Annotated in this window: 23 protein-coding genes and 1 pseudogene; 12 read left to right on the forward strand and 12 right to left on the reverse strand. The window is 50.7% G+C overall.

Annotated elements, in window-relative coordinates:
* Nucleotides 1-2: 2 nt before the first annotated feature.
* From BLS62_RS28845 to BLS62_RS28895, 11 genes and pseudogenes are all read right to left on the reverse strand, one after another.
* The gene (locus tag BLS62_RS28845; RefSeq protein WP_093190590.1) at nt 3-2,099 is read right to left on the reverse strand and encodes an alpha-amylase family protein; all 2,097 of its coding nucleotides are present in this window, start codon (nt 2,097-2,099) and stop codon (nt 3-5) included.
* 4 nt (nt 2,100-2,103) lie between these two features.
* Nucleotides 2,104-2,925, reverse strand: coding sequence for a carbohydrate ABC transporter permease (locus BLS62_RS28850; protein ID WP_093190594.1), 822 nt, complete (start codon nt 2,923-2,925; stop codon nt 2,104-2,106).
* Nucleotides 2,922-3,875 carry a carbohydrate ABC transporter permease gene (locus BLS62_RS28855; RefSeq protein ID WP_093190600.1) on the reverse strand — a complete coding sequence of 318 codons (954 nt, stop codon included), beginning with the start codon at nt 3,873-3,875 and terminating at the stop codon, nt 2,922-2,924. Before BLS62_RS28855 ends, BLS62_RS28850 begins: the two co-directional genes overlap by 4 nt.
* Nucleotides 3,872-5,143, reverse strand: a complete 1,272-nt coding sequence (locus BLS62_RS28860) for an ABC transporter substrate-binding protein (RefSeq protein WP_093190605.1) — start codon at nt 5,141-5,143, stop codon at nt 3,872-3,874. Before BLS62_RS28860 ends, BLS62_RS28855 begins: the two co-directional genes overlap by 4 nt.
* Nucleotides 5,144-5,605: 462 nt before the next feature.
* Nucleotides 5,606-5,773: pseudogene (locus BLS62_RS28865) on the reverse strand (IS6 family transposase); the annotation flags it as partial.
* A gap of 421 nt (nt 5,774-6,194) precedes the next feature.
* Nucleotides 6,195-8,222 carry an alpha-amylase family protein gene (locus BLS62_RS28870; protein ID WP_093190609.1) on the reverse strand — a complete coding sequence of 676 codons (2,028 nt, stop codon included), beginning with the start codon at nt 8,220-8,222 and terminating at the stop codon, nt 6,195-6,197.
* The gene (gene ugpC / locus BLS62_RS28875) at nt 8,222-9,331 is read right to left on the reverse strand and encodes an ABC transporter ATP-binding protein (protein WP_093190613.1); all 1,110 of its coding nucleotides are present in this window, start codon (nt 9,329-9,331) and stop codon (nt 8,222-8,224) included. The genes BLS62_RS28870 and ugpC overlap by 1 nt, the downstream gene beginning before the upstream one ends.
* Nucleotides 9,332-10,156 carry a carbohydrate ABC transporter permease gene (locus BLS62_RS28880; RefSeq protein ID WP_093190618.1) on the reverse strand — a complete coding sequence of 275 codons (825 nt, stop codon included), beginning with the start codon at nt 10,154-10,156 and terminating at the stop codon, nt 9,332-9,334.
* Nucleotides 10,153-11,082, reverse strand: a complete 930-nt coding sequence (locus BLS62_RS28885) for a carbohydrate ABC transporter permease (protein WP_093190622.1) — start codon at nt 11,080-11,082, stop codon at nt 10,153-10,155. The genes BLS62_RS28880 and BLS62_RS28885 overlap by 4 nt, the downstream gene beginning before the upstream one ends.
* Nucleotides 11,083-11,109: 27 nt before the next feature.
* Nucleotides 11,110-12,393: an ABC transporter substrate-binding protein gene (locus BLS62_RS28890; RefSeq protein ID WP_208991293.1), complete on the reverse strand. Its 1,284-nt coding sequence runs from the start codon at nt 12,391-12,393 to the stop codon at nt 11,110-11,112.
* Nucleotides 12,394-12,586: 193 nt separating this feature from the next.
* Entirely contained in the window at nt 12,587-13,612 is a 1,026-nt protein-coding gene (locus BLS62_RS28895) for a LacI family DNA-binding transcriptional regulator (protein ID WP_093190632.1), read from the reverse strand.
* 152 nt (nt 13,613-13,764) lie between these two features.
* On the opposite strand from BLS62_RS28895, the gene BLS62_RS30895 reads away from it, so the two are divergent.
* From BLS62_RS30895 to BLS62_RS28915, 5 genes are all read left to right on the forward strand, one after another.
* Complete coding sequence (locus BLS62_RS30895; RefSeq protein ID WP_143521635.1) at nt 13,765-13,989, forward strand: hypothetical protein; 225 nt, start codon at nt 13,765-13,767, stop codon at nt 13,987-13,989.
* 489 nt (nt 13,990-14,478) lie between these two features.
* Nucleotides 14,479-15,144, forward strand: coding sequence for a hypothetical protein (locus BLS62_RS28900; RefSeq protein ID WP_093190636.1), 666 nt, complete (start codon nt 14,479-14,481; stop codon nt 15,142-15,144).
* A gap of 47 nt (nt 15,145-15,191) precedes the next feature.
* Nucleotides 15,192-16,055: a crotonase/enoyl-CoA hydratase family protein gene (locus BLS62_RS28905; protein WP_244283685.1), complete on the forward strand. Its 864-nt coding sequence runs from the start codon at nt 15,192-15,194 to the stop codon at nt 16,053-16,055.
* An 85-nt stretch (nt 16,056-16,140) separates the two neighbouring features.
* Nucleotides 16,141-16,734, forward strand: coding sequence for a TetR/AcrR family transcriptional regulator (locus tag BLS62_RS28910; protein WP_093190646.1), 594 nt, complete (start codon nt 16,141-16,143; stop codon nt 16,732-16,734).
* Between the two features lie 26 nt (nt 16,735-16,760).
* Nucleotides 16,761-17,567 (forward strand): crotonase/enoyl-CoA hydratase family protein, encoded by an 807-nt coding sequence (locus BLS62_RS28915; RefSeq protein ID WP_093190650.1) that lies wholly within the window; start codon nt 16,761-16,763, stop codon nt 17,565-17,567.
* 225 nt (nt 17,568-17,792) lie between these two features.
* On the opposite strand, the gene BLS62_RS28920 is transcribed toward BLS62_RS28915, so the two are convergent.
* A complete protein-coding gene (locus BLS62_RS28920) occupies nt 17,793-18,755 on the reverse strand; it encodes a 2-dehydro-3-deoxygalactonokinase (protein ID WP_093190654.1) in 963 nt (320 codons plus the stop codon).
* 99 nt (nt 18,756-18,854) lie between these two features.
* Between BLS62_RS28920 and BLS62_RS28925 the strand changes: the two genes are divergently transcribed.
* From BLS62_RS28925 to BLS62_RS28955, 7 genes are all read left to right on the forward strand, one after another.
* Nucleotides 18,855-19,775 carry a dihydrodipicolinate synthase family protein gene (locus tag BLS62_RS28925; RefSeq protein WP_093190658.1) on the forward strand — a complete coding sequence of 307 codons (921 nt, stop codon included), beginning with the start codon at nt 18,855-18,857 and terminating at the stop codon, nt 19,773-19,775.
* Nucleotides 19,772-20,941, forward strand: coding sequence for a mandelate racemase/muconate lactonizing enzyme family protein (locus BLS62_RS28930; RefSeq protein WP_093190663.1), 1,170 nt, complete (start codon nt 19,772-19,774; stop codon nt 20,939-20,941). The genes BLS62_RS28925 and BLS62_RS28930 overlap by 4 nt, the downstream gene beginning before the upstream one ends.
* A 25-nt stretch (nt 20,942-20,966) precedes the next feature.
* Nucleotides 20,967-21,941, forward strand: a complete 975-nt coding sequence (locus BLS62_RS28935; RefSeq protein ID WP_093190668.1) for a TRAP transporter substrate-binding protein — start codon at nt 20,967-20,969, stop codon at nt 21,939-21,941.
* Nucleotides 21,942-22,022: 81 nt separating this feature from the next.
* A complete protein-coding gene (locus BLS62_RS28940; protein WP_093190671.1) occupies nt 22,023-22,514 on the forward strand; it encodes a TRAP transporter small permease in 492 nt (163 codons plus the stop codon).
* Between the two features lie 2 nt (nt 22,515-22,516).
* Nucleotides 22,517-23,833, forward strand: a complete 1,317-nt coding sequence (locus BLS62_RS28945) for a TRAP transporter large permease (RefSeq protein ID WP_093190675.1) — start codon at nt 22,517-22,519, stop codon at nt 23,831-23,833.
* Nucleotides 23,834-23,936: 103 nt separating this feature from the next.
* On the forward strand, nt 23,937-25,667 hold the full coding sequence (locus BLS62_RS28950) for an SMP-30/gluconolactonase/LRE family protein (RefSeq protein WP_093190680.1): 1,731 nt from the start codon (nt 23,937-23,939) through the stop codon (nt 25,665-25,667).
* Nucleotides 25,664-26,443, forward strand: a complete 780-nt coding sequence (locus BLS62_RS28955; protein WP_093190685.1) for an SDR family NAD(P)-dependent oxidoreductase — start codon at nt 25,664-25,666, stop codon at nt 26,441-26,443. The genes BLS62_RS28950 and BLS62_RS28955 overlap by 4 nt, the downstream gene beginning before the upstream one ends.
* The last annotated feature ends 27 nt before the right edge of the window (nt 26,444-26,470 follow it).

Consider the following 26,470-nt stretch of genomic DNA (forward strand, 5'->3'; position numbering starts at 1 on the left):
CTTTACGCTGCAACCGCTTTTACATCTGCATATGAGATGACGGCGGCCCCATGAATATGGAGGCTAGGAAAAACGATATGCAGCTTCTTGTCGAGGCCATCATAGCTCCATGGCAGAGTTTTACCTGTGTAAGCACACGTAACATCTGCTGGGGCGGTTTCCGTACGGACCCACGCCTTTGCATCTTTCAGCTCCGGTGCATCCTCGATGATCTCAATGGCTCTGGTTTGACCATCATTGTAAGCGATTCCACTACCACGCAGCTGAGTTGGTGCGTACAGCACATGAAGCACTTGTCGCTCCTCCGCTTTCTGCTCCATTAACGACAGACGTGCAGCAGATGGCAGTTCTGTACCAATCATCTGTTGCGGCAGCAGGCGTGAGATGAGACCTCGAATCAAGTACTTGTAGAGCGGCTGGCCCGTAGTGCCGTACATGCGGAACAGCGGATACGCCACGTACGCAACACGACCCTTTTGCAAGATTGCAGGCCCGAGTGGATCTGCATCCGGGTCCTCAGGTGTGTGGAGGTGCGAGCAGAACTTGTCCCATGTGCGGTTGAAGTAGGAAGGCCGAACATCAGCCAGCACATCCCCGTCAGTTGCATATAGAGCTGCCCCCTTCTCGTACATAACAACAGAAGCATCGACCATGTCCTCATCCAGCTTTTCATGGCAGGAGAGGTAGCTCGGGTCGAACTCCATCGGGGTTGGGGCAAGTTCTGCTCCGATGTCGAGGAGGTATCGCTTTCCTTCAACATCAAGGCCGGATTCACCCGTTGCTAAAATGCTTCCGCCTGCTTCGGTGAAGGCTTTCAAGCGGGCTGCCAGATCTTCGTCCAGGCGAATGCTGTCCGGCAGAATAATCAGTTTGTAATCGTCAAAGCTGCTTTTGGAGGCGATCAGATCAAACGGAATCTGCATTTCCAAAAGCATACGAGCAGATGCGGCGTCACTTGGTTCACTGCGGTGACCAAGGTGGCTACCAAGCTGAGAGACCTGCGCTTCTACGGAAAGGATTGCAACCTCGCGCTGGTAAGTCGCGTTGTACGCATACGGCTCCAACGCCTTTACACGAGTATAGGCTGGGCGGATCAGGTCGTATGTTGAAAAATCCATGTGACCGTTCGGATGCAGTTGGTCTCCAATGGAACAACGCGCACCTAACGACACCATCAAACAGCATTCGTAGGTCAGTGCATCGGCGCGTTTAAAGCCGCCAAACTCACCCCAATGCGTGTGGAACCGCCCGGTCATTCCCAAAAATGGCAGGTTCAACGTATCTGCATATCGAGCAGAAACCGGGAAGTGGTCGTAACCCCAGCCGCCGGTTGGCAGACTCTCAAGTTCCAGATGGCCGTAATATTGATAACGTTCATCCTGCCCCTTATAGATGTGACCAGAGTTAAAGAAGATCCGCACATCAGGGTATTGGCCGTTGATCGCTTTCGAGAAGCGCTCAAAGAACGTCATCAGTACCCGTTTGTCGTGACTCTTGCGATCGTCTGCAGACATTGGGTCCATGCCAGCGGCCTTCATAGAAGACAGGCATGCGTTACAAGTGCACTCCCAGGATGCCAGAATATCCATAAACAGCGCTGGTGGGTTGTAGCGCGCGCACACTTCCAGCCCGATATCGATTTGACGCTGAATTGCCCCTTCATGATTGAGGCAGAGAGTGTGCCATGTTGGGGTCAGCTGGTTCATGGCAGACGGCTCGGTGCCCGGATAATTGGCCGCTGTATTTTGCGCCTGCATCACCCGCCATTCCGGATGTTCGCGAGCGGTCAGCTCATCCCATTGTACAGTCAGATAAATCGGGGTCGCGATATCTGCATCGGCGCAGGCCTTGACCATATCACCTAGCAGATCTGCGTTTTGCAGGTTTGGGTGTGGTGTGCCTACATTGGTCGGGTAGTAGCTCCAACCGTGGTGACAGCGTGCGAACAGAGTGACGGAATCCACTTCGCCGTGCTTCAGTGTGTCTACAAACTGGTTTGCATCAAACTTTGCACCAACACCGCTGATATGCTCAGAAGTGTGAAAGTCGAGGTGAATTTGCCGGTATCGAAAGTCTTTTATTTCTTTTTGTTGGCACATATTTTCAGCCCTTAGAACCGCTGTTGTTTTTGCCGTCAGCGGAAAAATACTTCTGGAAGAACAGGAAGATAATCAGAGGTAGTATGGAGGTGATGATGGTGGCGACCGCACGCTGATCCCAGTTGGGCTCATATGCGCCACTGATGGTGGACAGCATGACGGGCAGTGTTGCTTTGTCGCGTAGGAACAGCATCGGCAGAAGCAGGGAGTTCCATGTCCACATGAACTGTAAAATACCGACAGCAGCCAGTGCGGTGATGCTGTTTGGCAGAACGATGTAGAAGTAGGTCCGCAAATGACCACATCCATCCACCTGAGCCGCATCGATCAATGAGCGCGGGAAGTTGGAGAGGAAGTTCTTCACCAACAATACGGACCATGCAAAGGACAAACCCACAAACGGAATGACCACGGCCCAGTACGTGTCGATCAAACCCAGCTCACGCCACAGTTTGAACAGCGGAATAATGACCACTTGGTTGGGCACGACAAACGCGTTGACCAGAATGAGCAGCAAGATCCGGCGGAATGGGAACTTAAGATAGTGGAACGCATAGGCTGCAGCAGGTGCAAACAAAACCGGTATGATTGTTGCGAGCGATGCGACGGCCAGAGAGTTCAGAAAAGCTTTGCCGATTGGGTAGTTGATCCAAACTTCCCGCCACGCTTCCAACGTGAAGGTGAATGGTTTTATGCTCCACCAGCCCGATAGAATCTCTCCTTCCGGTCGAATGGACATTGCGATAATCCCGATCAGTGGAATGATCCAGATCAGCGCAACCGCAGCAAGTACAAAAACAGGCCATCTTGGGGTTTGATTGATCATTTGGTTGCCGATGCCTTATCCAGAATGAGTGGAATTGAGCAGACAATAACTGCCAGCAAGAGAACAACAGTACTTGCCGCACCATAGCCTTGTTTAAAGTAAACGACGGACTCCTGGTACATAAAGTAACCAACTGTTTCTGTTGATCTAATAGGGCCGCCAGCGGTTAATATGTGGATCATGTCAAAGGCTTTGAGGCTGTTCAGGAGGTTGATGAAGAGCGCAATCCGCACACCCGGTAGGCTGAGAGGAACCATGATGTAACGTAGGATTTGGAAGTGGGAAGCTCCATCCACATGCGCTGCTTCCATCTGACTTTTCGGGATCGCCTGAATAGCTGCAAAACAGGTGAGCAGCGGCAAGCCAGCCTGCGTCCAGACATAAGCTGCAATAACGCCCCAGATTGCAATAGAAGGTTCGCCAAGCCAAGGGGTGGCCCAGCCATCCAATCCAACAATTCGGAGTACGCCATTCAGCAAGCCAAAATCTGGCTGTAGAATGCCAAGCCACATCAAACCACTGGCGGTTTCGGAGATGCCGTAAGCTGCAAAGATAGCCACGCGGAACGGTGCGGTCTGCTTGGGAGCAAGACCGGAAATTAACGCGACCGCCCAGCCAATCGCAACAGAAATACCGGTACATGCCAATGTCCATGTGAGCGTGACACGCAGGGAATTCCAAAAATTAGGGTCGTTGAAGAGTTTAATGTAGTTGGAAAACCCGGCAGGCTTTGGTTGGCTCAGACCCGTCCAATCCAGAAAACTCACCCGGATGGTTTCAACCAGTGGGTAGAGAACACCAACGGCAAAGAAAATAAGGGTGGGTGCCAACAGCGCAAATGCAATCCAGTCAGCACGGCGGAGATGTCCTCCAAGGAACCGGCTGGCGAGGCCTGTAAAAGGCCTCGCCTGGGTCTGGGAGGTTAAAGTAGACCCATGTTGTACACTCATTTGTAAAGCTCACTCGCTTTCGCTTCGAGCGTCTTGGTGATCTCATCAACGCTCGTTTCGCTTGGGTCGCGAAGGAACTTTTGCAGACTAACACGGAATTCACCGCTCAGTTCTGCAGGAAGCAGATCATCCAGCACGAAGAAAACGTCTACGAGTGGAAGCATTTCAGCGTACTTACGCACGATAGGATCATAGGACGAGGGATCCACATTCGCACTTGGGGTTGCCAGGTTCTGCGCTGAGATAATTGCAGCACCCTCTTTGCTCAAGACAAAGTCAATGAACAGTTCAGCCCCTTCCGGGTTCTTCGCTTGCTGCATAACAAGGAAGTTCTTTCCATCAACACTCATGGTGTTGCCGAATTCTGGTTTGATGACCGGGAATTGCATGTAGGAATAATCTTTGATCGGCGTCAGCGCATACTCGTTTTTCGCACGCTGGTTGGCCCAGGACCCGATCAACATAAAGCCTGCTTTGCCATCTTTCAGAACTGCATCAGCAGCATCAGTCCAGTGAGTGCTGAGCATTTTGCCAGATTCAGCACAACAGCCAGCTTCCAGCATATCACGCAGATTGCCGAAAGTTTCCTTCACGCCTGCATCCGTCCAAGGCACCTCATGCTCAGCAAGTTGCTTTGCGTAGGCCGACCCTTTGGTACGCAGAAGAGCGTTTTCAAACCATTCGGTTTGCGCCCAGCTTCTTGCACCAATGAAAACAGGTAGCTTGCCGTTTTCTTTAAGCGCACCAAACGAGCTGATAAAATCTTCCCACTTGGTTGGCTCACTGGTGATACCCGCTTTTGCAAGCGTATCAGGACGGTACCAAACGCCCGACCGGTTGCCGGCAATGAAGTATGCCCCGTAAGTTTTGCCGTCATAAGTTGCCAGATTGCGCCAGCTGTCGTTGAGCGCGGACGACCAACCATACTGTTCCCATGCGCCATCGATAGGGCGGATCAGTTCCGCATCAACCAGTTCTTTCTCAAAGGACGGCCATGTGTTCAGCAGAAGATCGAACTCTTCACCAGCAAGCATGGCAGAACGAATGCCCGAACGCGCATCATCACCACCAGCTGCCGGGTTAATGTCTTTGATCTCGTAGTCCGGGTACTTTGCAGAGAACCCTTCCTCGAGAGCAACAATCAAATCACGCTCAGAACCGCCCAGCCAGTTAAAAATAACAAGCTCTTTATCAGCGGCGCTTGCGCTTCCCCCCGCAAATGTCATTGCGGCAATTGCCAGTGCAGATGCCGTATTCAATATTTTCATAACAAGCTCCCAATATGAAACGTTGTCAACTTAGATTCAATTTTGAGGGGCTGTCTACAAAAATTTACGTAGTTTTAGTCAATGAGGATTATCTGAAATATTACAAACGGCTGTTTTCTGGGAAATAACTACAATATTTGAGGATGAAAATTTCTAATAAAACTATGAAATTCACTTGCGAAACCGGCTGGTGGAGATTCAAAAAAGCACTTTATCGACTCATAGTGTTGAAATTTCAAAATTTTAGTCGAAAGGTTTCAAGTTGCATTTCTATGTTTAAATCGAAATCGCTCAGCCCCAAATTCAAACTGAAGGTGTAACTGAGATTGGAATAATGGTGTTTGATCTGTCCCCCATAAACTCCTCCAGTTTGGAGTAGGGTTCACCCTGCAAATGAGGTGAAGATATGAAGTTGTGTCGCATTTTTTGTTTACACGCAACACTACTGCCGCATAGACGCAATTATCCTGCGAGCACCTTGAACTGGCAGAAGGCTGGAACGCCTTCCTGACCTAGTTGACTTTTTCTGGTCATGTGAGCGGTTTCAATACCGTCAAGTGTAGGGGCAGCTGAATGAAAGGCCTTGAAGCCTATCATTGGCTTGGTCAGTCGTTTGATAAACCGGTAATCTCCTCAAGTTCACGGTAGGAGACAGAATAACGAAACTAGAAAATACCGCATACAAAATCACGCCTTTAGGGTAATCGAGGCCTTTAAAACTGATCAACTCACCAAACCATAAACCGTGAACTCAGAGCGTGCCGGTTGTAAACAAACGACCAGAGTTGGAAAGCGAGTAAACTTTGCGACACAACCAGTTTCAGGTGCTGCACGCCAATGAATAGCTTACCTCGTCCAAATTCAATGTTTGAGCGAGCCATGAGCTTGTTCTGTGTAGCGAGCTGATCGTTCCTATATGCGCTTGCACCGATTATGAGCCCGACATCTGCATAACTGGCATTTGATGGCGTGACCCATTAATTCGGTTCGTAGTTAGCTAGAATCCTCCAATTAACACCCTTTGTCTGAATTGGAGGATTCTAAGAAGTCGTTAAGCGTAGGACAATGGAACGACGGCGTGTCCGTTAAGTTCACCAATCAGGAGGCGTTGAATTCCATCGTGAGTGCTGAGTATTACTTCGCCTGCATTCACACTACCTGCTTCTCTGATTGATTGCGGAAGCTTCAAATCCAGAGAGATATCGCGCAATCGAACCTTCTCCTGAATGACTTCAATATTGGTGCCCTTATTCTGGCCGCGCAGCCGAGGAGTTGAGAACAAGGCGTGCAGCAAATACCGCTTTTTTTCCGGCTGGTGGCGAAGAGTAACCCTCAAGCCCGGCATGGGATCTTCGGTCACTTTGACCAACGGCGTTTCCAAGAGAGAGCTGATGAGATTTCGCAAAGCGTCCAGCAGAACCACCGGCCCTTTATGCATGTAGATAGAAAATACGGAATGCGCGAAGTATGTGATTGACCCATTGCTTACGCCTACTGCATAGCCTGATTTCTCACGCCGGTTTGGCGTGTGTTGATGGCCGCAGAAGTGTTCAACGGAGCGCTTAAAGTACGGCTCATACACATCCCCAAGGGACGTGCCACTGGTGACTTTGATCCGTTGCGATCCTTCATAGAGACAAACAGGTGTTTTGGGGGCTTCGCCAAACTCAGACGCGCTTAGCAATGCATAGTCCACGTCAAACGGACTGGTCCCGCAGTATTCTGCACCAACATCAAACTGGAATCCGTTTTCGTCAACACCACTTTTGCCAGAAAGCAGGAGTTTGCCGCCGCATTCCAAATAGGTATCCAGTTTGCCTTTGAGGTCAGCATCCACCTGTACTTCATCCGGCAAGATCAGAAGCTTATACGGGCTGAGATCACAATCCCGGTCCAGCACATCAAACTGCATCTGGCATTCCAGAAGCAGACGAACAACACCTTCATCTCCCGGGGCATGTTTGGGCCATGTACAGATGGTGAAGGGATCATTGATCGCTTCAGCTGACATAACTCCAATCTCGGCAACGCCTTCACTTCCGGTGTGGTAAGGCTCGCGTGCCTCAATCAGTTTGAAAGCTTGACCGATCTGGTCATATGTCGTCTGGTCGATGACACCGGAGGGATGCAGCTGATCTCCAACGGAACTGCCTGCACCAAATGCCAGCATCATGGCGCTTTCCTGCTCCAAAGCATAGCCGGGTTTGTAAGTGCCGAACTCACCCCAAAACGTATGGAACTTGCCAGTCATACCGAGATACTTGGCACCAATTGTCTCCGCATACCGAGCGGAAACCGGGAAATGCTCATAACCCCAACCACCCGTTGGCAGGCTTTCAATTTCCAAATGACTGTTAAAGTTAAGGATACGGCGATCCCCACGTGTCACATGGCCGTGGTTGTGAACCACCGGTAAATCTGAATGAACGCTACGGGCAGCGTCAGTCGTTCTGCGCAGGAATACATCGCGCATATCGGATGCATGTTGCACAAGGTGTTCACCGTTCTGCCAATCCATGCCTTTGGCTTTCAGCGCATCCATACTTTGTGAGCTGAGGCTTACGTACTGGTGGCATATGTCGAGGAAGATGCCATCCCCTTCCGGGAACATGCGAACCACCTCTTCTATCTGGTTGCAAAGATAATCCAGATATCCAGTACCGAAGTCCATTATGCCCCAGCTGGGTCCCTGTAAATGATCGATTCCACCAGTAGTAATCCATTTACCGTTCTCATCCACCACCCGCCATTCGGGATGATCATGACAGGCCAGCTCATCCCATGCACAGCTGAGGTAAATCGGCGTGGCAATGCCCCGCGCTTTACATGCATCGATCTGACGACGAAGAAGGTTGGTCTTCAGATTAGGGTGAGGTTTACCAACTTCGGTGGGATGATATGAGTACCCATGATGACACTTGGCGAACAGAGTGATGGACTGAACACCGGCTTTAACCAACGTATCCCCAAATTCATTTTCATCAAAATGAAGCCCGATATCAGGCACTTGTGGCCCTGTATGAAAATCCAGGTGGACCTGACGTAGCAACAGGGGATCATTCACGTTTCTTCTGGTCATTATGCGAATTCCTTCGTGAGCGATATGGTTTGCTCACTCTCATCAAACAGATAGATAGCTTCAGGTTTTAACGAGACGGTCCATGTCTTCCCTACATCATGAAAGTGTTGGCCGTTCTCCAAAACGGAGATGTACTGTTTGTTGGGAAGCACCATATGGGAAAGTGTTTCGCGACCTAGTTGCTCCACCACGCTCACTGTTCCGCGCAACGTAGATTTTCCTGCTTCACCTTCACAAACTTCATTGGGGCGAATGCCAGCACACAGTTTTTTACCGGCTTGAACGGCGGGATTGCCCTGCCAGTTGTTGGGGAGTTCAAGAGTCACATCTTTGCCTAAGTCCAACGTCAAGGACTGCTCAGAGACGGAAGTAAGTTCACCGGAAAGGAAGTTCATCTTTGGTGTGCCGATAAAGCCAGCCACAAACTTATTGCAGGGGTTATTGAAGAGTTCGATGGGCGTGCCAACTTGCTCAATCACTCCATCCCGCATCACCACGATCTTGTCTGCCATGGTCAACGCTTCCACCTGATCGTGGGTCACGTAGATCATGGTTGCCTTCAGGCGATTGTGCAGCTTCATCAACTCAAGACGCATCTGCACACGAAGCTCTGCATCCAGATTGGAAAGCGGCTCGTCGAACAGAAACACATCCGGATCACGCACAATCGCACGACCTATGGCAACGCGTTGGCGTTGGCCGCCGGAGAGTTCTCCCGGCTTGCGGGCAAGGAGTTGCTCTATCTGCAAGGTTTTGGCGACTTCGCTCACCTTCTCCTTGATGCGTGCAGCTGGTTGACGGGCAACCCGTAGGCAAAAACCGATATTCTGCTCCACGCTCATATGCGGATAAAGTGCATAGGACTGAAACACCATGGCAATGCCACGCTTGTCGGCCTCCACATTGTTGATGACACGATCCCCGATTTGGATCGTTCCATCAACAATGTCTTCAAGACCAGCTATCAGCCTCAGGAGGGTTGATTTTCCGCAGCCAGACGGCCCGACGAGAACAACAAACTCACCAGTTTTCACGGCTAGATCAATATCATGCAGTACGTCCACATTACCGAAACTCTTACAGAGATTTGAGATCGCGAGTGTTGTCATCTATTTTCCCATTCCTGTAAGCGAACGCACGAAGTGCTTTTGCATGGCCAAATACAGCCCGACAATTGGCAATGCTGAAAGAAGAACCGCGGCCATAATTGCGCCCCAGTCGCTGGAGTACTGACCTTGAAAAGAAGTGAGACCAAGCGGTAACGTTTTTACTTCTTTGGACGTCAAAATTAGCAATGCGATGAGGAACTCGTTCCAGACAAACACAACCTGAAAAATCGCTGCGCTGAGAAGAGCCGGTTTGGACAGTGGCAACACAATGGAAAAGACGGTGCGCAGTTGCGAGCAACCATCCAGTATTGCCGCCTCCTCCAAGTCTGTCGGAAACTCCAGAAAGAATGCGTACAGCAGGATCACCGTGAACGGGATGCCAAAGGCAGTGTAGGGCAGGATGAGCCCAGCCAAAGAGTTGAGAAGCCCGAAATCATCCAGCATCTGGAACATGGGCACCAACACCGCATGCAGTGGTACGGCATAAGAGGCGACAATGAGAATGTAGACCCACATCCGCCCTTTGAAAGGTATTCGCGCTAACGCATAAGCAGCCAAAGTTGAGATCGCGACAATACCAGTCACTGAGACCACGGAGGTAATCAGCGAGTTGAGGAAGTAGGTTCCTATGCCGGATGAAAACACTCGTTCGAAGTTTCCGAAGTAGAGCTCACTTGGCAGGCCCGACGGATTGGCAAAGATCTCTCCGCGCTTTTTAAAGGCAGTGAAGACCAACCAACTGAGCGGTGTAAGTATGAAAATGCAGTACCCGCCAATGAACGTGTACATGAGCAGCCTGAGTGTACTGAAGGGCAACTTGATCATCTGTCCCTCCGGCTTGTACGCAGTTGAACAATGCCAAGACCCAAAGCAATCACCAAAAGGATTACCGAGACCGCATTGGCGTACCCCATGCGCCCAATAGTGAAGGCATTTTGAACGATATAGGAGCCCATCACCTGCGTGGAGTTTCCCGGCCCGCCTGAAGTGAGAACATAAATAAGGTCAAACACTTTGAAAGCGCTGATCACGGTGATCAACACACATACAATCAGCACATTACGCAGCTCGGGCAGCGTCACGTTGAAGAAACTCAGGAATGGCCCTGCCCCATCCAGCTTAGCGGCTTCATAAAGCTCACGCGGGATGCCTTGCATAGCCGCAAGCAAAATGCTCATCATGAAACCGGTGTACTGCCAGAAGCCAACAAAGATGACGGCAAAGAGCGCGATGTCAGGATCACCCAACCACCCGCGTAAAGGCGTTGCCCAGCCCAAGAGGAGGAACAGCTCTTCAATCATGCCGGTATTGGGATCAAACACCAGTCGCCACAGCATCCCGATGGCGATGGTGGAGATAACGATTGGCATGAAAATGATGGCGCTGATAACGCTCTTACCGCGCTTGATCCCACGATCCAGAATGGCGGCAAGCAGCAACCCCATACCGATTTGCAGAATGATGCCTGTTATTGCAATGATGATGTTGTTCTGAAACGCAATCCAGAAGATGTCATCCTGTGCAATTTCTACGTAATGTGAGAAGCCAACGAATTCTCTGGTGGGAGACGTTAACCCGAACTTATAAAACGAGTAGACCAGCGTCTGGACAAACGGCACCAAGATAAACAGGGCAAACATGCTGAGTGCTGGTAACACCATCATCCAGCCAAAAATGGAACTTCGGCGGATGTGCGTGGTCGGAGCGGCGCGACCGAGGGCCGCGCTCTCCTGTTCTAATATTGCTGTCATAGATGAGACTCTGTTGAGAGGAAGGGGTTATCCTTGCTGCTCTTTTACTTTCCGGGCACGCTCACGAATTTCGCTCATGGCTTGCTCTGGAGTCTTGGTCTCGTTCAACACTTCCTGAATGATGGCGAGGTAATGTTCTGAAACTGCTTTGTCCAACCCTACGTCCAGAATGAGCACCAGCCCGGTGTAGCTGCCAGCATCTGCCGCGATCTTGCGGAAAATTGGTGTTCCATCTTCTTCGCTCATATGAGAGGCGTTGACCGGCAGCCGACCAAAGTCGCGGGCGCGCTTGGCTTGAATTTCTCCGGAAACGAGGAAGTTCACGAAGTTGGCTGCAGCATCTACGTTTTTTGTTCGGGCAGAAATCTGAAAACCTTCAAGAAGTGCGAAATTGTAACCCTGATTGCCCTTTCCGTTTTCAGCAGCTGGGAACCGGGCAAGGTCATATCCGCCTTCCAAGCCTTCTGAATCAAACGTACCTGGACACCAGTTGCCGCAATAGATCATCGCCGCCTGACCCGCTGCAAACAGGCTGCGGGAAGCATCTGCTGTAGTTGCATTAGGCGCTTTGTTGAAGCAACCAGCTTGACTGAGGTCGACAAGAGTCTGAAGAGCTTCCACATAACCTGGATCAGAGAACAACGCTGTGGCTTCGCCATCCAGCGCATAATCTTTAGCGACCTGCGCTTCACCCACGATCTTTTGGTTCAACGTCGAAATATAGTGCACACCCTTCCATTTCTCTGCATTGCCCAGAGAGATCGGGGACATACGTGAGTTAATGTCGCGAATGGCCTTACAAGATTGTTTTAGCTCGCTAATAGTTGCCGGAACTTTGAGGTTGTTGTCTGCAAAAAAGCTTGAATTGAAAAACATATACTTGGTGATCATGTGCGTTGGCACACCATGTACTTGCCCATTTACGCTAAATGCATCAAACATGCCCGGTGCGATCTTCTCACCCCACATGCCCGGCTTTGCTCCAATTTCAGAGAGATCAGCAGTCAAACCGTTACGGCTCAAAACAGCTGCATCTTCGCCAGACCAGTTGAAGAAAACGTCAGGTCCGGCATCTGAAGCCAAAGCAACCTGAAGGCTAGTTTTATAGGCGTCATTAGGAAAGGTTTCAAATTTTAACGTGACATCGGGATTGGCCTTTTCATAACTGGCAATCACCTCTTCCCAATGTTTATTTACAGCATCGCTTGAACTTGTAAGGTTCCAGATTTTGAGTTCTGTCTCTGCATGAGCTGCAGATAAACTTGAAAATGCACATATCGAGGCCACAGCCGCGAATCTAATAAATTTCATAATATCCCCCCAGATAAACAGCATCTCTCCCCATCGAGATCCCGTATTCAAGGCAGAGTTTTCACTTAGTTGATACCGTTGTCAACTAATATCAACAACGTCAACTTGGAGTGTGCGCGTGAAATATCGGGAACATAGGAGCTATCCCATTTGATTTTTATGAGGTTTCGATAAAATCCACCACTGAGAAAAATTAGAGAATCTTAGTTACAGAATCCCGTAGGATTACATCACAAGCAACTGTCATCTTGCGGGAGGAGGAGGATATGTCTTTGTTGAGGCGAGTCAGCATCATATCCACTAATCGAGAAGCTATCTCTTCATGGGGCTGTGCAATTGCGGTGATACTTGGGTTAAGCAAGCGGAAGAAATAGGGGTCATCGAAACTTACCAAGGACAGGTCTTTTGCCACTTCCAGCCCCATCTCCTTCATAGCTTCCAGTACGCCCATGGTCATCTCGTAGTTTACTGAAAACAGTGCTGTTGGTGGTTCTGGGAGGTCCATCAATTCCTTCAGCGCAAAATACCCATCCGCAAGCTTCCAATCACCTTCGCAGATGTATTCATCCCGCACCTCATGACCAGCGTCCATCATTGCATCACAAAAACCCTGAAAACGCCCACGCGAGGAGGATTGTTTGTCACTGGCTTTGACGATGGCAATCCGCTTATGGCCCATCTCGACCATATGTTGAACAGCACGTTTTGAGACTTCACGATTGTTCACCAGCACCCGGTCAATATCGATGCCTGTTGCTTCGTCGTTGAACAGAACAATGGGCTTTTGTAATGTGCGCAACTGCTCAAGCGAGATGGTGTTGTTGAATGTGCCGCTCATTACCACACCGTCAAACTTGCGGGCGTTCATGATGGACATAAGATTGTCTAGCCCGCCCCTCTCATTCTTCAGATGGTAGGTTGTTACTTGATAACCGTGATCAAAAAACCGAGTAATGGCGTTCGACAGCACTTGCGTGTGAAACTCATCAAACCCATCCATAACAAGCGCAATCGTTTTGGTTACATCGGTCTTCATGGCCTGCGCAAAAGTATTGGTCTGGTAGCCCAGTTCTTTGATTGCCTCCCGAATACGCATCTCGTTGGTTTTGCGTACTTCGCGGCCATTAATAAACCGAGATACCGTGCCAACAGCCACGCCGGCCCGTTCAGCCACATCTACGATTGTCGCAATTTGACGGCCATCTTTTGTCTCAGTCATCAAGGCCTCAGGTGTATTTGGATCACAAAAATCGCAGATTGCATGAGTTCGCTTGAAGAAACAACTCTCCCCTCCTTCAGATGAGGACTTTCACTACACTTTCAGCCAGTCGCGCAAAATTATGCACCTGCATGATGTGATGGTTGCGGCGCATGGCGCTGTTGCGTAATTCGGCCTTAGGCATAATCTTGGCTGAAATATCCTTCTCTAAAAATCCCTTCTATGTCGTTTTAAAACAATACCAATCGCCGACACAGTTTCCGGAAGTTAGATACAAAGTGACCAACCGGTCGGGGTATAACGAAAGCTTGCGTAGTCGCGGTGAGTTGGCCTTGGTGATTGAAGATAGCGTTGCCTGGACTGCTGGATCAAATTGAAGACCCGGTTGCCATATTTTTCGGAGGTGATGCCTGTGATGGTGATCCGACCCGGACAGAACTGGCATAAATTAACCGGATGCGGCCGGCGGTCGCGGGATGAGACAGTAATGGGGCGCTATAAGCAGGTGATAGGGCCTATCCTCAGGTCCCGAGAGGTTGACAATCAGAGGACGGAGGCAAAATTGGCGTCTCCGTTCTTAATAGGATGACAACCTTGGTGCGCCCGACGTTCCAGCGCGTTTCATGACGCCCAGATTCATGGGGCTGGGAAAATATATGCCAAATTCTGTTTATGCGACACTGCCACTAAATTCTAACGATGGTTCAACACGGTGATGAAATGAACAATACCGATCCTGCACTGACGCAAGATATCCCAACGGCATCTGAATTGATCCTAGATATTTTGGGTATGTTGGATGGGGGATTTTTACGCCCGCGCAGGCCGTACATGCAGGGAGTGCATTTGGTTATTCGAGCGCGACAATGCGTGCGGCCTTGTCAAGATTGAAGGAACGCGAAAAGCTACGCAATCTGGGCCGTGGTATTTATGGGCTTCCCGAAAAGCCTATGATTGAGTGGAGCTTTAACCGTAGTTGGCGAGACTATGTCGAAGAAATCATCCAGTGGTCTGGCCATTGGGTGTTGGCTAGCTGGTCAAACAACGCCAAACTTTCCCGTAGCGAGTCGCTTTCCAAAGAAGATCTGCTGCACAGGTACGGATTTCGCAAATGGCGACCTCAGTTATTCATCAGACCAGATAATATAACGGGCGGGCTACCTGCGATGCGCCAGCGCATTGCGACCTGGTCTGCGGCGGATCAATTCGAGTTTTCTGAAATGCGCCAGGTTGAGATGAAGCTGGAAACACATCTGATGAGCCATTGGAACGATAGCGTTCAGAACCACGACAACATTGTAAGTTTGCTGAATGACAGCCTATTAAAAACAAGGGGCGAGATCACTGGAGAGACTGTTGCCGAGGTGCTCTCGGTAGGGCGTTGTGCAGTGAAGTCGGTGCTAAAAAACCCAAGACTTCCCGAGCCCTACGGCAACCACGCAAACTTGCGGGAACTTTCAACAACGTTGGCCACGTATGAGGTACACGGATTGGAACTTTGGACGCAGTACCTTGAAAAGTGTCTTGAATGATGCGATTAATTTCAATAATGAAATTTACCGCATCAGGGAGGCTGCTTGTGCCCTATCAAACGCTATCCTATGAAACCGACGGTCGGATCGTAACAATAACGCTAAACCGACCAGAACGCCTGAACGCCATCGTAGATCCAATGCCTCAGGAAATTGCGGCTGCAGTGGCGCGAGCAGAGGCAGATGATGGTGTTCACGCCATTGTTGTTCAGGGTGCAGGAAAAGGCTTCTGTGGTGGGTACGATCTGGTGGCATACGCCGAAGCGGATGGCGAGATTAACGGATCACAGGAAATGCCATGGGATCCGACCGTTGATTTCAACTTCATGTGGAAGAACACGCAGGACTTTATGAAACTGTGGCGCGCGACAAAGCCAACAATCGCCAAGGTGCATGGCGCAGCGGTTGCAGGTGGCTCGGATATCGCTCTGTGCTGCGACTTTCTTATCATGACTGAAGACGCACGTATCGGATATCCTCCTGCACGCGTCTGGGGAGTGCCCACTCCGTCCATGTGGGTTTACCGCCTTGGAATGCAGCAAGCCAAATACATGATGATGACAGGATCGCTTTTGACAGGACTCGAAGCAAAATCCATGGGTCTTGCTTTTGATGCAGTTCCCGAGGACCAACTAGATGACGCAGTCAACAAGCTCGCAGGGCGTTTAACAGGTGTACCTCGCAATCAATTAATGATGACCAAAATGGTGGTCAACCAGGCCTATGAACACATGGGTATCAACCATACTCAGATGTTTGCGACCATGTTTGACGGGGTATCGCGTCATTCTCCCGAAGGCATGTGGTTCAGGGAACGCGCGCAAGAGGTCGGCTTCAAGCAGGCGGTCTTTGAACGTGACAGTGGGCAACCCATTGCTCCAGGGGTGTCCAAACCTAATCATACACGCTGACAAAACATCCCTCCGTTCATTAGACATCCCTTGACACCGTTGCAATGTAACGTGACAAATTGGCCAAAAATTCGCCGGAGGCCAAATGACGCGGATAGACAAAGACGAAAAGCGGTTACGGATACTAACCGCTGCGCGCGAAATATTTGAAGAAACGGGAAAGATCGACGTCGGTCTTCGCGCAATAGCCGCCAGAACAAATCAGACAACAGGTGGGATATACAACCACTTTAAGGGTAAGGATGAAATTTTGGCGGCCCTTCTAGGACAGAGCCTTGACCGTTTGTTTAGGGCAGTTTCCAGCGCCGCACATGAAAGACCCGACAACCCAGCTGCCGCTCTCAGAGCGTCTGCAACCGCATTTTTGGACCACTATCGCACTAACCAGTTCGAACAAAAACTTGGCCTCTACCAGTTCGAGAGCGAGCACAAAACTGGTTTTGGCAAACACGTTGATACGCGTTTGAATTCTCAATTGTCTCAAACAGTCAAAATATTCGAGGAGTTGTTTTTCGCATTGTCAGGTAATCACGAAAAATCGCAAGACAATGCGGCTGCTCTTTTTAGCGCGTTGATCGGCATCTCGATGATGGCAACGTTACGTCGCGACCAGTCTTTGGGAACCAATGCGGAAAATCTTCTTGACACCATCTTGTCTAATTTCCTATCAAATCAGTAACACTGTTATTGATTTGAGGGAAAAAAATGACTGTACATATTGAGAAGAACGATTCCGTCTGGACAATAATCCACGACCGCCCGGAGGCACGCAATTCTGTTGATACCGAGCACGCCTACGCATTGGTCGATGCATTTCAACAGTTTGAGGATAGCGATGCCCACGTCGCGGTTTTTTGTGGTGCCGGTGATCATTTTTGCGCGGGTTGGGATCTGAAACTTGCGGCATCGCTCTCTGACCCTGAAACACGTGACCCATACTTAAACATGCTCGCGATGCCCATAGGGTCTGCGCCAACCGCACCCGGCGCGCTTGGACCGTCACGAATGGAGCTGTCAAAGCCCGTTATCGCTGCCATCGAAGGTGCTGCCGTGGCTGGAGGCATGGAGTTGGCTCTATGGGCGGACATCCGGGTGATGGCAGAAACCGCATATATGGGCGTTTTTTGTCGTCGTTGGGGTATCCCGTTGATGGATGGAGGGTCCGTGCGTTTGCCTCGTCTGGTCGGGCAAGGCAAGGCCCTTGAGATCGCCATGACAGGCCGAAAAGTCGAAGCAGAAGAATGCATACGTATCGGTTTGGCGGAGAGGGTTGTTGCCCATGGTCAGGCGCGGATCGAGGCTGAGGCTCTGGCCCATGAAATTGCTCGTTTCCCGCAAGAGGCCGTCCGTGCTGACCGCCGTACAATTATTGAATCCCGTGGGATGTCCGTGCGGGCTGGACTGCAAAACGAATGGGCAAACGGATTGGCATCGCTTCGCAATCAAGGGGTTAATGGGGCTGGACGTTTTAGAGATGGAGCAGGTCGTCACGGCGACTTTCAAAATATTTGACCATTGACTACGGCCGACAAGTAGGCACCCCATAACAACTTGATGATTAACTGTTTTTCTAATTATCAGGTCGTTATACCGGTGTTGTCACTTCCAACGAGGTCTGGTGCAGGTAAAATCCTGCACCAGCAGATTGCGAGCCACAAGCTTGATATGGTGGCTGTCTGTAGTTTTCTTAAGCTTATTTTCCCTTCCACTTTTCCCGGATCAGTCCAGAGGTCGCTATCACGCAACTTGATCCAGTGTTTCCAGTTCCTGGGCAATGGCAGTTGCTCCGGCTAGCGCAGTGTCGTCTGCCATTTCTGCAATCTTCAGTCCAATAAGTTTTGCAACGCGGGCATAGCGATCGTTCAGTCCGTCATTGCCGAGGATCGTGACCTGGCCACCGGGCTGAACCCAGCCTGAGGCGAGCGCCATCTGGAACTCGTGACCGATCAGCGCACCTGAGAGATAGTCCTGCAAGTCTGCCGGACTGAGTTGATTGGCCAGCATGCCAGTCCGTGCGGAAAAGAGAAGAGTTGGTAGGGCATTAGATTGAGGCTTATTCGCAGTTGCTGTGCGTGCACCCAGCTCAAAGGCATCAACATTTATCTGCGTGCTTGGCTTTGCTACCTTGGCGATGAAGGAATGTGTCGTGAGCAAAGCAAAGAGCTCACCTGTCACAAAAGTCTGAAACTGTACGATGGTTCCATTTTCCACCTTTGCCCACTTGCTATGAGTTCCAGGGAGCACAATCGTGCTTTCGTCATCTGGCTTCATCTGGATCACTTGCCCGATGATCTGGGTTTCTTCACCGCGCATCACATCAGGGTACGGGAAGCTACCAGTATTCGTGATCCCTGGCAGGAAGATAATCTCAGAGCCATCACTCAAAATCTTGCGAATAGTTCCTTTGGATAAATCTTTTAAGGACGCCGGGCAGGCAACATAAGGCACTTCAACCCAACCATTGCGACTTGTAATCATGCCCAATGCATAAATTTTTAATGCACCGTGTTCCTTCAGCCACTTGCCCACAAGGCGCAAGAGTTCGGGCTCATATTCGCCCTCTGACAGGTGCTGAATTCCGCTCCCTGCTTCAACTTCATCGACAGTTACCCCTTTATTATCAATGAGGTATGCGCGAAAATTGGTTGTGCCCCAGTCAATGACAATCCGATGCTTCGTTCCGGCCGGTGTTTTTGTCATTTTCAATATTCCTCGACTTCTACGATTAAACACTATTGCAATATGCACCCAAAAGCGTTTAGTATCAATTCATAATACATTGTATCATAATGTGGACCTATGACCCTAGCAAATCTAAATGGCATATTGCCGGTGTTACCGACCCCCTTCCTTCCAGAGGGCGGTGTCGACCTGACAGCATTGAAATCCGTCGTGTCTTTCGCGCTCGAATGCGGTGTGAATGGCGTGGTATATCCTGGTTTCGCAAGTGAGGTAGAAGCCCTTACTGGAGACGAACGGGCTGAGCTGCTCAAAATCGTCGTGACCACAGTCAACGGTCGGATCCCGATTGTGGCTGGTGCGAGCGCGCCGACGCCAGAGCAAGTTATCGGTCATGGGCGTGTCGCCATGGACCTGGGCGTCAACCACCTGATGGTGCAGCCGCCAAAGGAACTGGGTGCGGAAAATGTAGCTGCGTTTATGGCGGAAGTTTCAGCTGGTTTGCCCGGCGTTGAAATCATCCTGCAAAACGCACCTGCACCGCGTGGCGATGACTTGTCTCCGCAAACTATTCTGGATATTTTGGAACAGGTGCCCGCCGTTACCTACGTAAAGGAAGAAACCCTTCCAGCAGGACCGGCAATTGAACATATCCTTGCCAATGCTCCTGCTCATCTGAAGGGTGTTATCGGCGGTGGCGGTGCTCGTTATATTCTGGACGAATATCAGCGTGGCGCTTGCGCAGCGATGCCAGCCATTGAAATTGCAGACTTGCATGTTGAAATGGATGCAGCGTGGCGCTGTGGTGATCGTGCCAAGGCACGTGATCTTTATGTCCGCACGCTTCCGCTTTTGGCTTTGCAGGCGCTCTACCGCATGCGTTTGACAAAACATACTTTGATGAAGCGTGGCGTAATCACCCATATCGGTGTGCGTGCGCCAACGCCTAATCTGGACAAAGCCGCGGTTGCAGATATTGACGGGAACCTTGTCGAACTCGGTCTCATCCCGGCTGTCGCTTTGCAAGGAGCTGCAGAATGACTGATCGGGTCGCCAAAGTTGAGGTTTTCACTCTAACCCAACCACGCGATACCCCTTATCTTGGGGCAGCGCGCCCGGGAGAAGAGCCAAACGCGCAAGGTTATCTTGTGCGGAAAGGCAATCGCACCGTATACCCGATCTTTGATCGCTCTGTGCTTGTGCGTATCGAGACACGGAACGGCGTTGTTGGATGGGGCGAGACCTACGGCCTTGCAGCGCCGGGCGCTGTTGGCGCCATCATCAATGACCTGCTTGCTGGCTTTACCATTGGCCGGGACCCAAAAGACCCGGCTGGTATCTTCGATGATCTTTATGATCTGATGCGCGTTCGTGGATACACCGGCGGGTTTTATGTTGATGCGCTGGCCGCACTTGATATCGCCCTTTGGGATATCGCTGGTCGCCAGGCAGAGAAATCTGTTGCCGATTTGTTAGGTGGTGCGGTGCATGACACCATACCGGCTTACATTTCCGGCTTACCTGAACCAACAAGTGAAGCCCGCGCAGAGCTGGCACTTTCCTGGCAGGCGCAAGGCTTCAGCGCTTTCAAGTTTGCCACGCCAGTTGCAGATGATGGTCCAGTTGCTGAAATTGAAAGTTTGCGCAAGGCCCTTGGGCCGCAAGCCCGAATTGCAGCGGACATGCATTGGAACCAAACCCCAGGGGAAGCACTGAACCTGATTGAAGGTATGGCTGCTCACGACCTGTGGTTTGCTGAAGCTCCAGTGCGAACAGAAGATATTAAAGCTCTGACTCACGTCACTCACAACACCGCTCAGAAAATTGCGGTTGGTGAGGAATGGCGAACCGTGTGGGATATGCAGCACCGTGTTGACAGTTGCAAAATCTCGATAGTTCAGCCGGAAATGGGCCACAAGGGCATTACCAGCTTTGTGCGGATTGGTCAGCTTGCCGGTCAGCTCGGCATTGACGTCATTCCTCATGCCACCATTGGCGCGGGGATCTTTCTGGCAGCAAGCCTTCAGGCTTCTGCTGTGTTGCCGGCAACACGCGGGCACGAATTCCAACATTCGATCTTTGAACCAAATCGCAACTTGCTAGTCGGGAATATGGACTGTAAATCCGGAAAGTATTCTCTTCTTCAAGGGCATGGGCTCGGGGTCGAACCATCCAAGGAAGCGCTTAAGCTTCTTAAGCCGCTCTAATTTGTTTTTTCGGGAGGAAAGCTCAATGAAATCCTTGTTTAAAACCATGCTTCTCGGCGCAACCGCCGTCGTGGGTCTTACATTTGCAGCACAAGCTGAAAACCTTGTGCTGGTGAATGCTGATGCTATCAACTCTCCAGTAGATTTGATGAATAAGCATTTTGCTGAATTGGTTGAAGAACGCTCCAACGGCGAGATCGACGTCAACTACATCACCGGTACACAGCTGGGCACACCGCCGCAAGTCATGGATCAGCTCTCTGCTGGCTCTCTGGATGCATTTGGAACTGCTGGTTCCTGGCTCTCCAGCGTTGCCCCAGATACACAAATTCTAACATGGGGCTTTACGTTCCGTGATGCAGAGCATGTCTTCAACTTCTTCCAGAGCGACTTGTTTGACGGTCTGACCAGGGACATGATTGAAACCAACCGCATCCGTCCTCTTTCTGCAGGGCCAACTGAACCACGTATTGTGTTCCTCACTGAAGAGCTGGATGAAACTGGAGATTTCAGCGGTCGCAAAATGCGTATCCCACAGATCCCAGCTTATCTGCGTCTTTGGGGAGCGATTGGCGCTCAGCCAACACAGGTTGCATGGGGTGAAGTGTTCCTTGCAATGAAGACCGGGATTGTTGATGGAGCAGAAGGTCCTCCAAGCGCTGCAATCTCTCAGCGTTTTCATGAGGCTGCGCCGAACGTTTACATGACCAACCATGTATGGGCAACGTCCACCATCATGATCAATGAGGACAAATTCCAGAGCTTCTCCTCAGAGCATCAGGACCTATTGACCAAAGCCGCGGAAGATTCTTCCAAGTGGGTTTACAACTACTCCACCGAGCGTCGTGAAAGCGTCTTGGATGAAATGCGCAAAGGCGGGGCAATCATCCGCGAAATAGATGCAACACCACTGCGTGAAGCAGCTCTTTCTGCCGTTGAATCTGTCGAGGCAGAAGGCTTATGGCACGAAGGCCTGTATGAATTAGTTCAGCAACAATAACACCCAAACTACGAGGTGCGGGGCTCCCCGCACCTCCCTTAATCTCAACCGCGGCACCAGCCGCATTTTGAGGACTTTTCGATGAAAAGTTTCCTGTCGACCGTGGTGACCATTCTTGGAAAGATAGAAATGGCAGCGTGTATGGCTTTGATTACGCTCATTGTCAGCACCATCTCTTTCCAGATCATCCTGCGCTACGTTTTTGACTCTCCCATTGCCTGGATGGAAGAAGTCGTGACCATCGCTTTCATTATACTCACCATGCTTGCAGCCGCTGTCGCCACCAAAGAAAAACGACACATTCTGGTGGACCTCTTTCCGCGTGGACCTGTAGCTAGAACGTTGGGTGTGATGATGGCGATTGTGACCATCCTCACTCTGGCTGCGATCCTGCTGAACATCATGCCGGTGCTGACTGTCGAATTGCGTCGCAATACGATCTCCCTGCCTTTCAATTTCCCGGTCGCGTTTTATAACTCGATCCCTCTCATCTACTGCTTTAGCTCCATCATTCTGTCGATTGTCTACGACGTGATCTTTGAGCGCAAAGACGAGCAGGAGGCTTTGGTTTAACGATGGAAGCACTACTTTTACTTGGCATTCTATTCGGTCTGATTTTCCTACGTATGCCTGTTCCGTTCGCGATGTTGGCTGCTTCGGCTATCTTCATCATAATCCAGCAAATCGCAGGCACATCGCCGCTGTTTTCCGTCGTTGGCCTGAAGATCATTGCGCAACGTGTTACGCCTTCTCTGGAAAGTTTTCCGCTGCTCGCCATCCCCTTGTTTGTGTTCGCAGGCAATTTGCTGAACGTCTCGGGGATCGCTGATCGCATCTTTGCTTTTGCCAAAACACTGGTCGCTCATGTCCATGGCGGTCTGGCTCACGTAAACATCCTTGCCTCTATTGTATTCTCAGGCATGTCCGGCGTGGCGCAAGCCGATGCAGCAGGGCTTGGCACGATCGAAATCAAGGCTATGGAAGACGCTGGCTTTGATAAAGCATTCAGCGCGGCTGTAACCGCAACCTCGTCCATCATCGGTCCGATTATCCCACCAAGTGTGATTATGGTGATCTATGCGGTGCTTTCCGGCGAATCCATCGCACGCCTGTTCCTTGCCGGTATTGTCCCGGGTTTGTTCCTTGGCTTTGTCCTGATGGTGCTCATCTACTTCATGGCAGTTACGGGCAAAATCCACTCTCCAGTTGTCCCTCGGGCAACATTCCGCGAGATCATGGTTGCAGGTTGGCGTGCGTTGCCAGGATTGCTCGCACCAATCCTTTTGGTTACCGGGCTTTTGATGGGTGTTGCGACACCGACCGAACTGGGTGCTATTGTTACTGTCTACGCGTTGATCCTTGGAACAGTTTCTCGGGAGATGAGCTTCCAGGATGTGCTGGATGCCATGCGCTCAACCACCTTTACCATTGGTGCCATGGTGTTCATCATCGCCTGTGCCGCACCGATCTCCTGGTTAATCTCGATCTTAAACGTTCCAGAAACACTTCAATACGCACTGCTGGCAATTTCAGATAACCCAATTGTGCTGCTGCTGATGATCAATGTGATGTTGCTCATTGCCGGGCTGTTTATGGAAACAACTGCGATCTTGCTGATTGGTGTTCCTACTTTGCTTCCACTGGTGCAGACCATTGGTATGGACCCAACTCAGTTCGGTGTGATGATGATCTTCAACCTGCTGATTGGTGCAATTTCACCACCCTTTGGCGTGATCCTCTTTATCATGATGGACATTGCAAAAATCAGTTACGCAAAATTGATTAAAGCGATGATGCCTTTCTACCTGCCGATTTTGGTGACACTGATCGTTATCACTTTCGTTCCGGCGATTACTCTCTCGCTTCCGGATCTTGTTGCAGGCAGTCGTTGATGGCAAAGCGGACTGGCTTTGCGATGCTGAGCCAGTCCGCTATTTTCGACTTAGGCACTAAACTATGATTCTCAGAGAGAATGAATAACAAGGACTACGGTTGATGATGCAAAGCGATACAGCCAAAGACGAGCAAGACGGAAAATCCAAAGTACCTGCCGGGACCGCTGCTCTGGCAAAAGGATTAACATTGCTCGACATCATCGCTGATGCAGATGAACCAACCCGGTTTTCCGAATTACTGAAGTTATCCGGCCTCCCAAAACCAACCTTTGCGCGCATCCTGCGCACGCTGATCGTTTTTGGTTTGGTGCGACAGGACGAAAATAAAGGCATCTATACTCTTGGTCCACGGTTTATGGAGCTCTCCCATAAAGTTTGGGACACGTTCGACCTGACCTCTGTGGCGGGAACCGAGTTGCAACGTTTGTCTCAGGAGCTAAATGAGACCGTTGCCCTTTGCCGTCTTGATAACGACAAAGCGCTTTATTTGGATGAGCGCTCAGGGCAAGGACTTGGCGTGCGCATTGCCACTGGTCAGCGCGTCCCACTGCATGCAACCGCAGCAGGTAAAGCCCTCATGGCCTTTCAAGATCCGACGACACTGCGTAGGTTGCTACAAAATATCGAACTTACGAGCTTTACAGAGACCACAATCACCAATGAAGAGCAGCTGCAAGCAGATTTGACGCTGATCCGAGCACGTGGATATGCAGTCTCATTTGAAGAACATTTTCAGGGTGTGAATTCGGTAGCGGTGGCAATCACCGGTAAAGAAGGCCAGCCCATTGGGTCCTTGGCAATCCTCGGCCCGTCCTCTCGTATGACAGAGAGCCTCATTCATCCCATTGGCCGGGAATTGATTGCCGCGGCACGGCGCATTACCGGAGTTGCTGGAGCCGTCGCAATTAGCTCGCAGCCCCGTCCAAGAACGAATGCAACCAAAATGAATAAGACACTGCACTGCGTGTTGCCGTGGGGGGCTCAACTGGGCGAATCCCCAGTTTGGCACCGTGACGAAAACAAACTCTATTGGGTGGACATTTTAAAGCCTTCCGTTTGCAGGTTTGACCCTAAAACGGGTCAGAATGACAGCTGGGATATCGGCAAATTGGTGAGCGCTGTTATGCCTGCAGATGATGGGCGTTTGCTGCTGGCAACGCAAGATGGGCTAGAATGGTTCGACTTTGCCTCCTCGAGCCTGACCCCGTTTGCTCATCCAGAACGTGGCATCGAAGGCAACCGCCTGAACGACGCCAAAATTGGGCCCGGTGGGTCTGTCTGGGTTGGGTCAATGCGCCTTGATGCCAGCCAACCAACTGGTGGGCTGTACCGTGTGACCAGTGACGGTTCATTTGAGGTGAAGGAAACCGGAATTGCTGTTTCCAACGGTCTGGGTTGGAGCCCGGATGCCAGAACATTCTACTTCGTAGATACAGTTATCGGTGTCATTCTTGCCTATGACACGGCACCGGGCACTGGAGAGCTGAGCAATAAACGTGTCTTTGCCACAATACCAGAAAGCGAAGGCCGTCCTGATGGCCTCACCGTTGATGCTGAGGGCGGGGTCTGGGTTGCGATTTGGGATGGCTGGCGCGTCAATCGTTATCTCCCTGATGGGTCTTTGGACCGCGTGATCGACCTGCCTGTTCCTCGGCCAACGAGTGTCACTTTTGGCGGTCAGGATTTGACTACGCTTTACATCACCAGCGCAAGAACAAGATTACCAGCTGCAACATTAGCTGAAGCCCCGCTTTCCGGCGGTGTGTTTGCCTGTACGCCGGGCGAAACCGGCATTGCCAATGAACCATTCCTAGTGAAGGACATCCAATGATTTCGCATCCCCTTTCACCTTCAGCCCTGTTCGACCTGACAGATCGAACAGCTTTGGTTACAGGGTCAAGCCGAGGCATTGGTGCTGCCATTGCACATGGATTGGCACAGGCTGGAGCAGAAGTCATTGTTCATGGCCAGTCCCAAAATGCAGCAGATGCCCGCCGCTCTGCAATCCTTGCCGAAGGTGGCATAGCACATGCCTTGTGCGCAGATCTTTCTGCACGCGGAGCAGGACGCCAACTGGTTCAAAAAATTGAAGACCAGTTTGGCAAACTGGATATTCTGGTCATCAATGCATCGGCCCAAATCAACGCTGAACTCCCTGACGTGAGCGATGAAGATTTTGACTTTCAGCTTGATGTGAATGTACGCTCTACCTTTGAAATGCTGCAGGAAAGCCTACCGAAAATGGCAGAGCGTAATTGGGGCCGTGTTGTCAGCATCGGCTCTATCAACCAGCTTCGGCCCAAGGAAATTGTGACCACTTACGCAGCGACCAAAGCTGCGCAACATAACCTCGTTCAAAGTCAGGCTCGGGCCTATGCAAAATACGGCGTGTTGCTTAACTCGCTCACCCCTGGCCTGATTGATACGGACCGCAATAAAGATCGCAAAGAAGGCGATCCCAAAGGGTGGGAGACTTACACCAAATCTCTCAATTGGATGGGACGCGCAGGGACCCCGGAAGAAATGGTCGGAGCTGCACTTTTCCTTGCCAGTGACGCCTGCAGCTTCATGACAGGCGAAAACATTGTGATGACTGGCGGTTTCTAAATAGCAGAGCCAGCAACGTTTTGATGG

Origin of the sequence: Pseudovibrio sp. Tun.PSC04-5.I4, from assembly GCF_900104145.1 — a bacterium.
Lineage (GTDB): Bacteria > Pseudomonadota > Alphaproteobacteria > Rhizobiales > Stappiaceae > Pseudovibrio.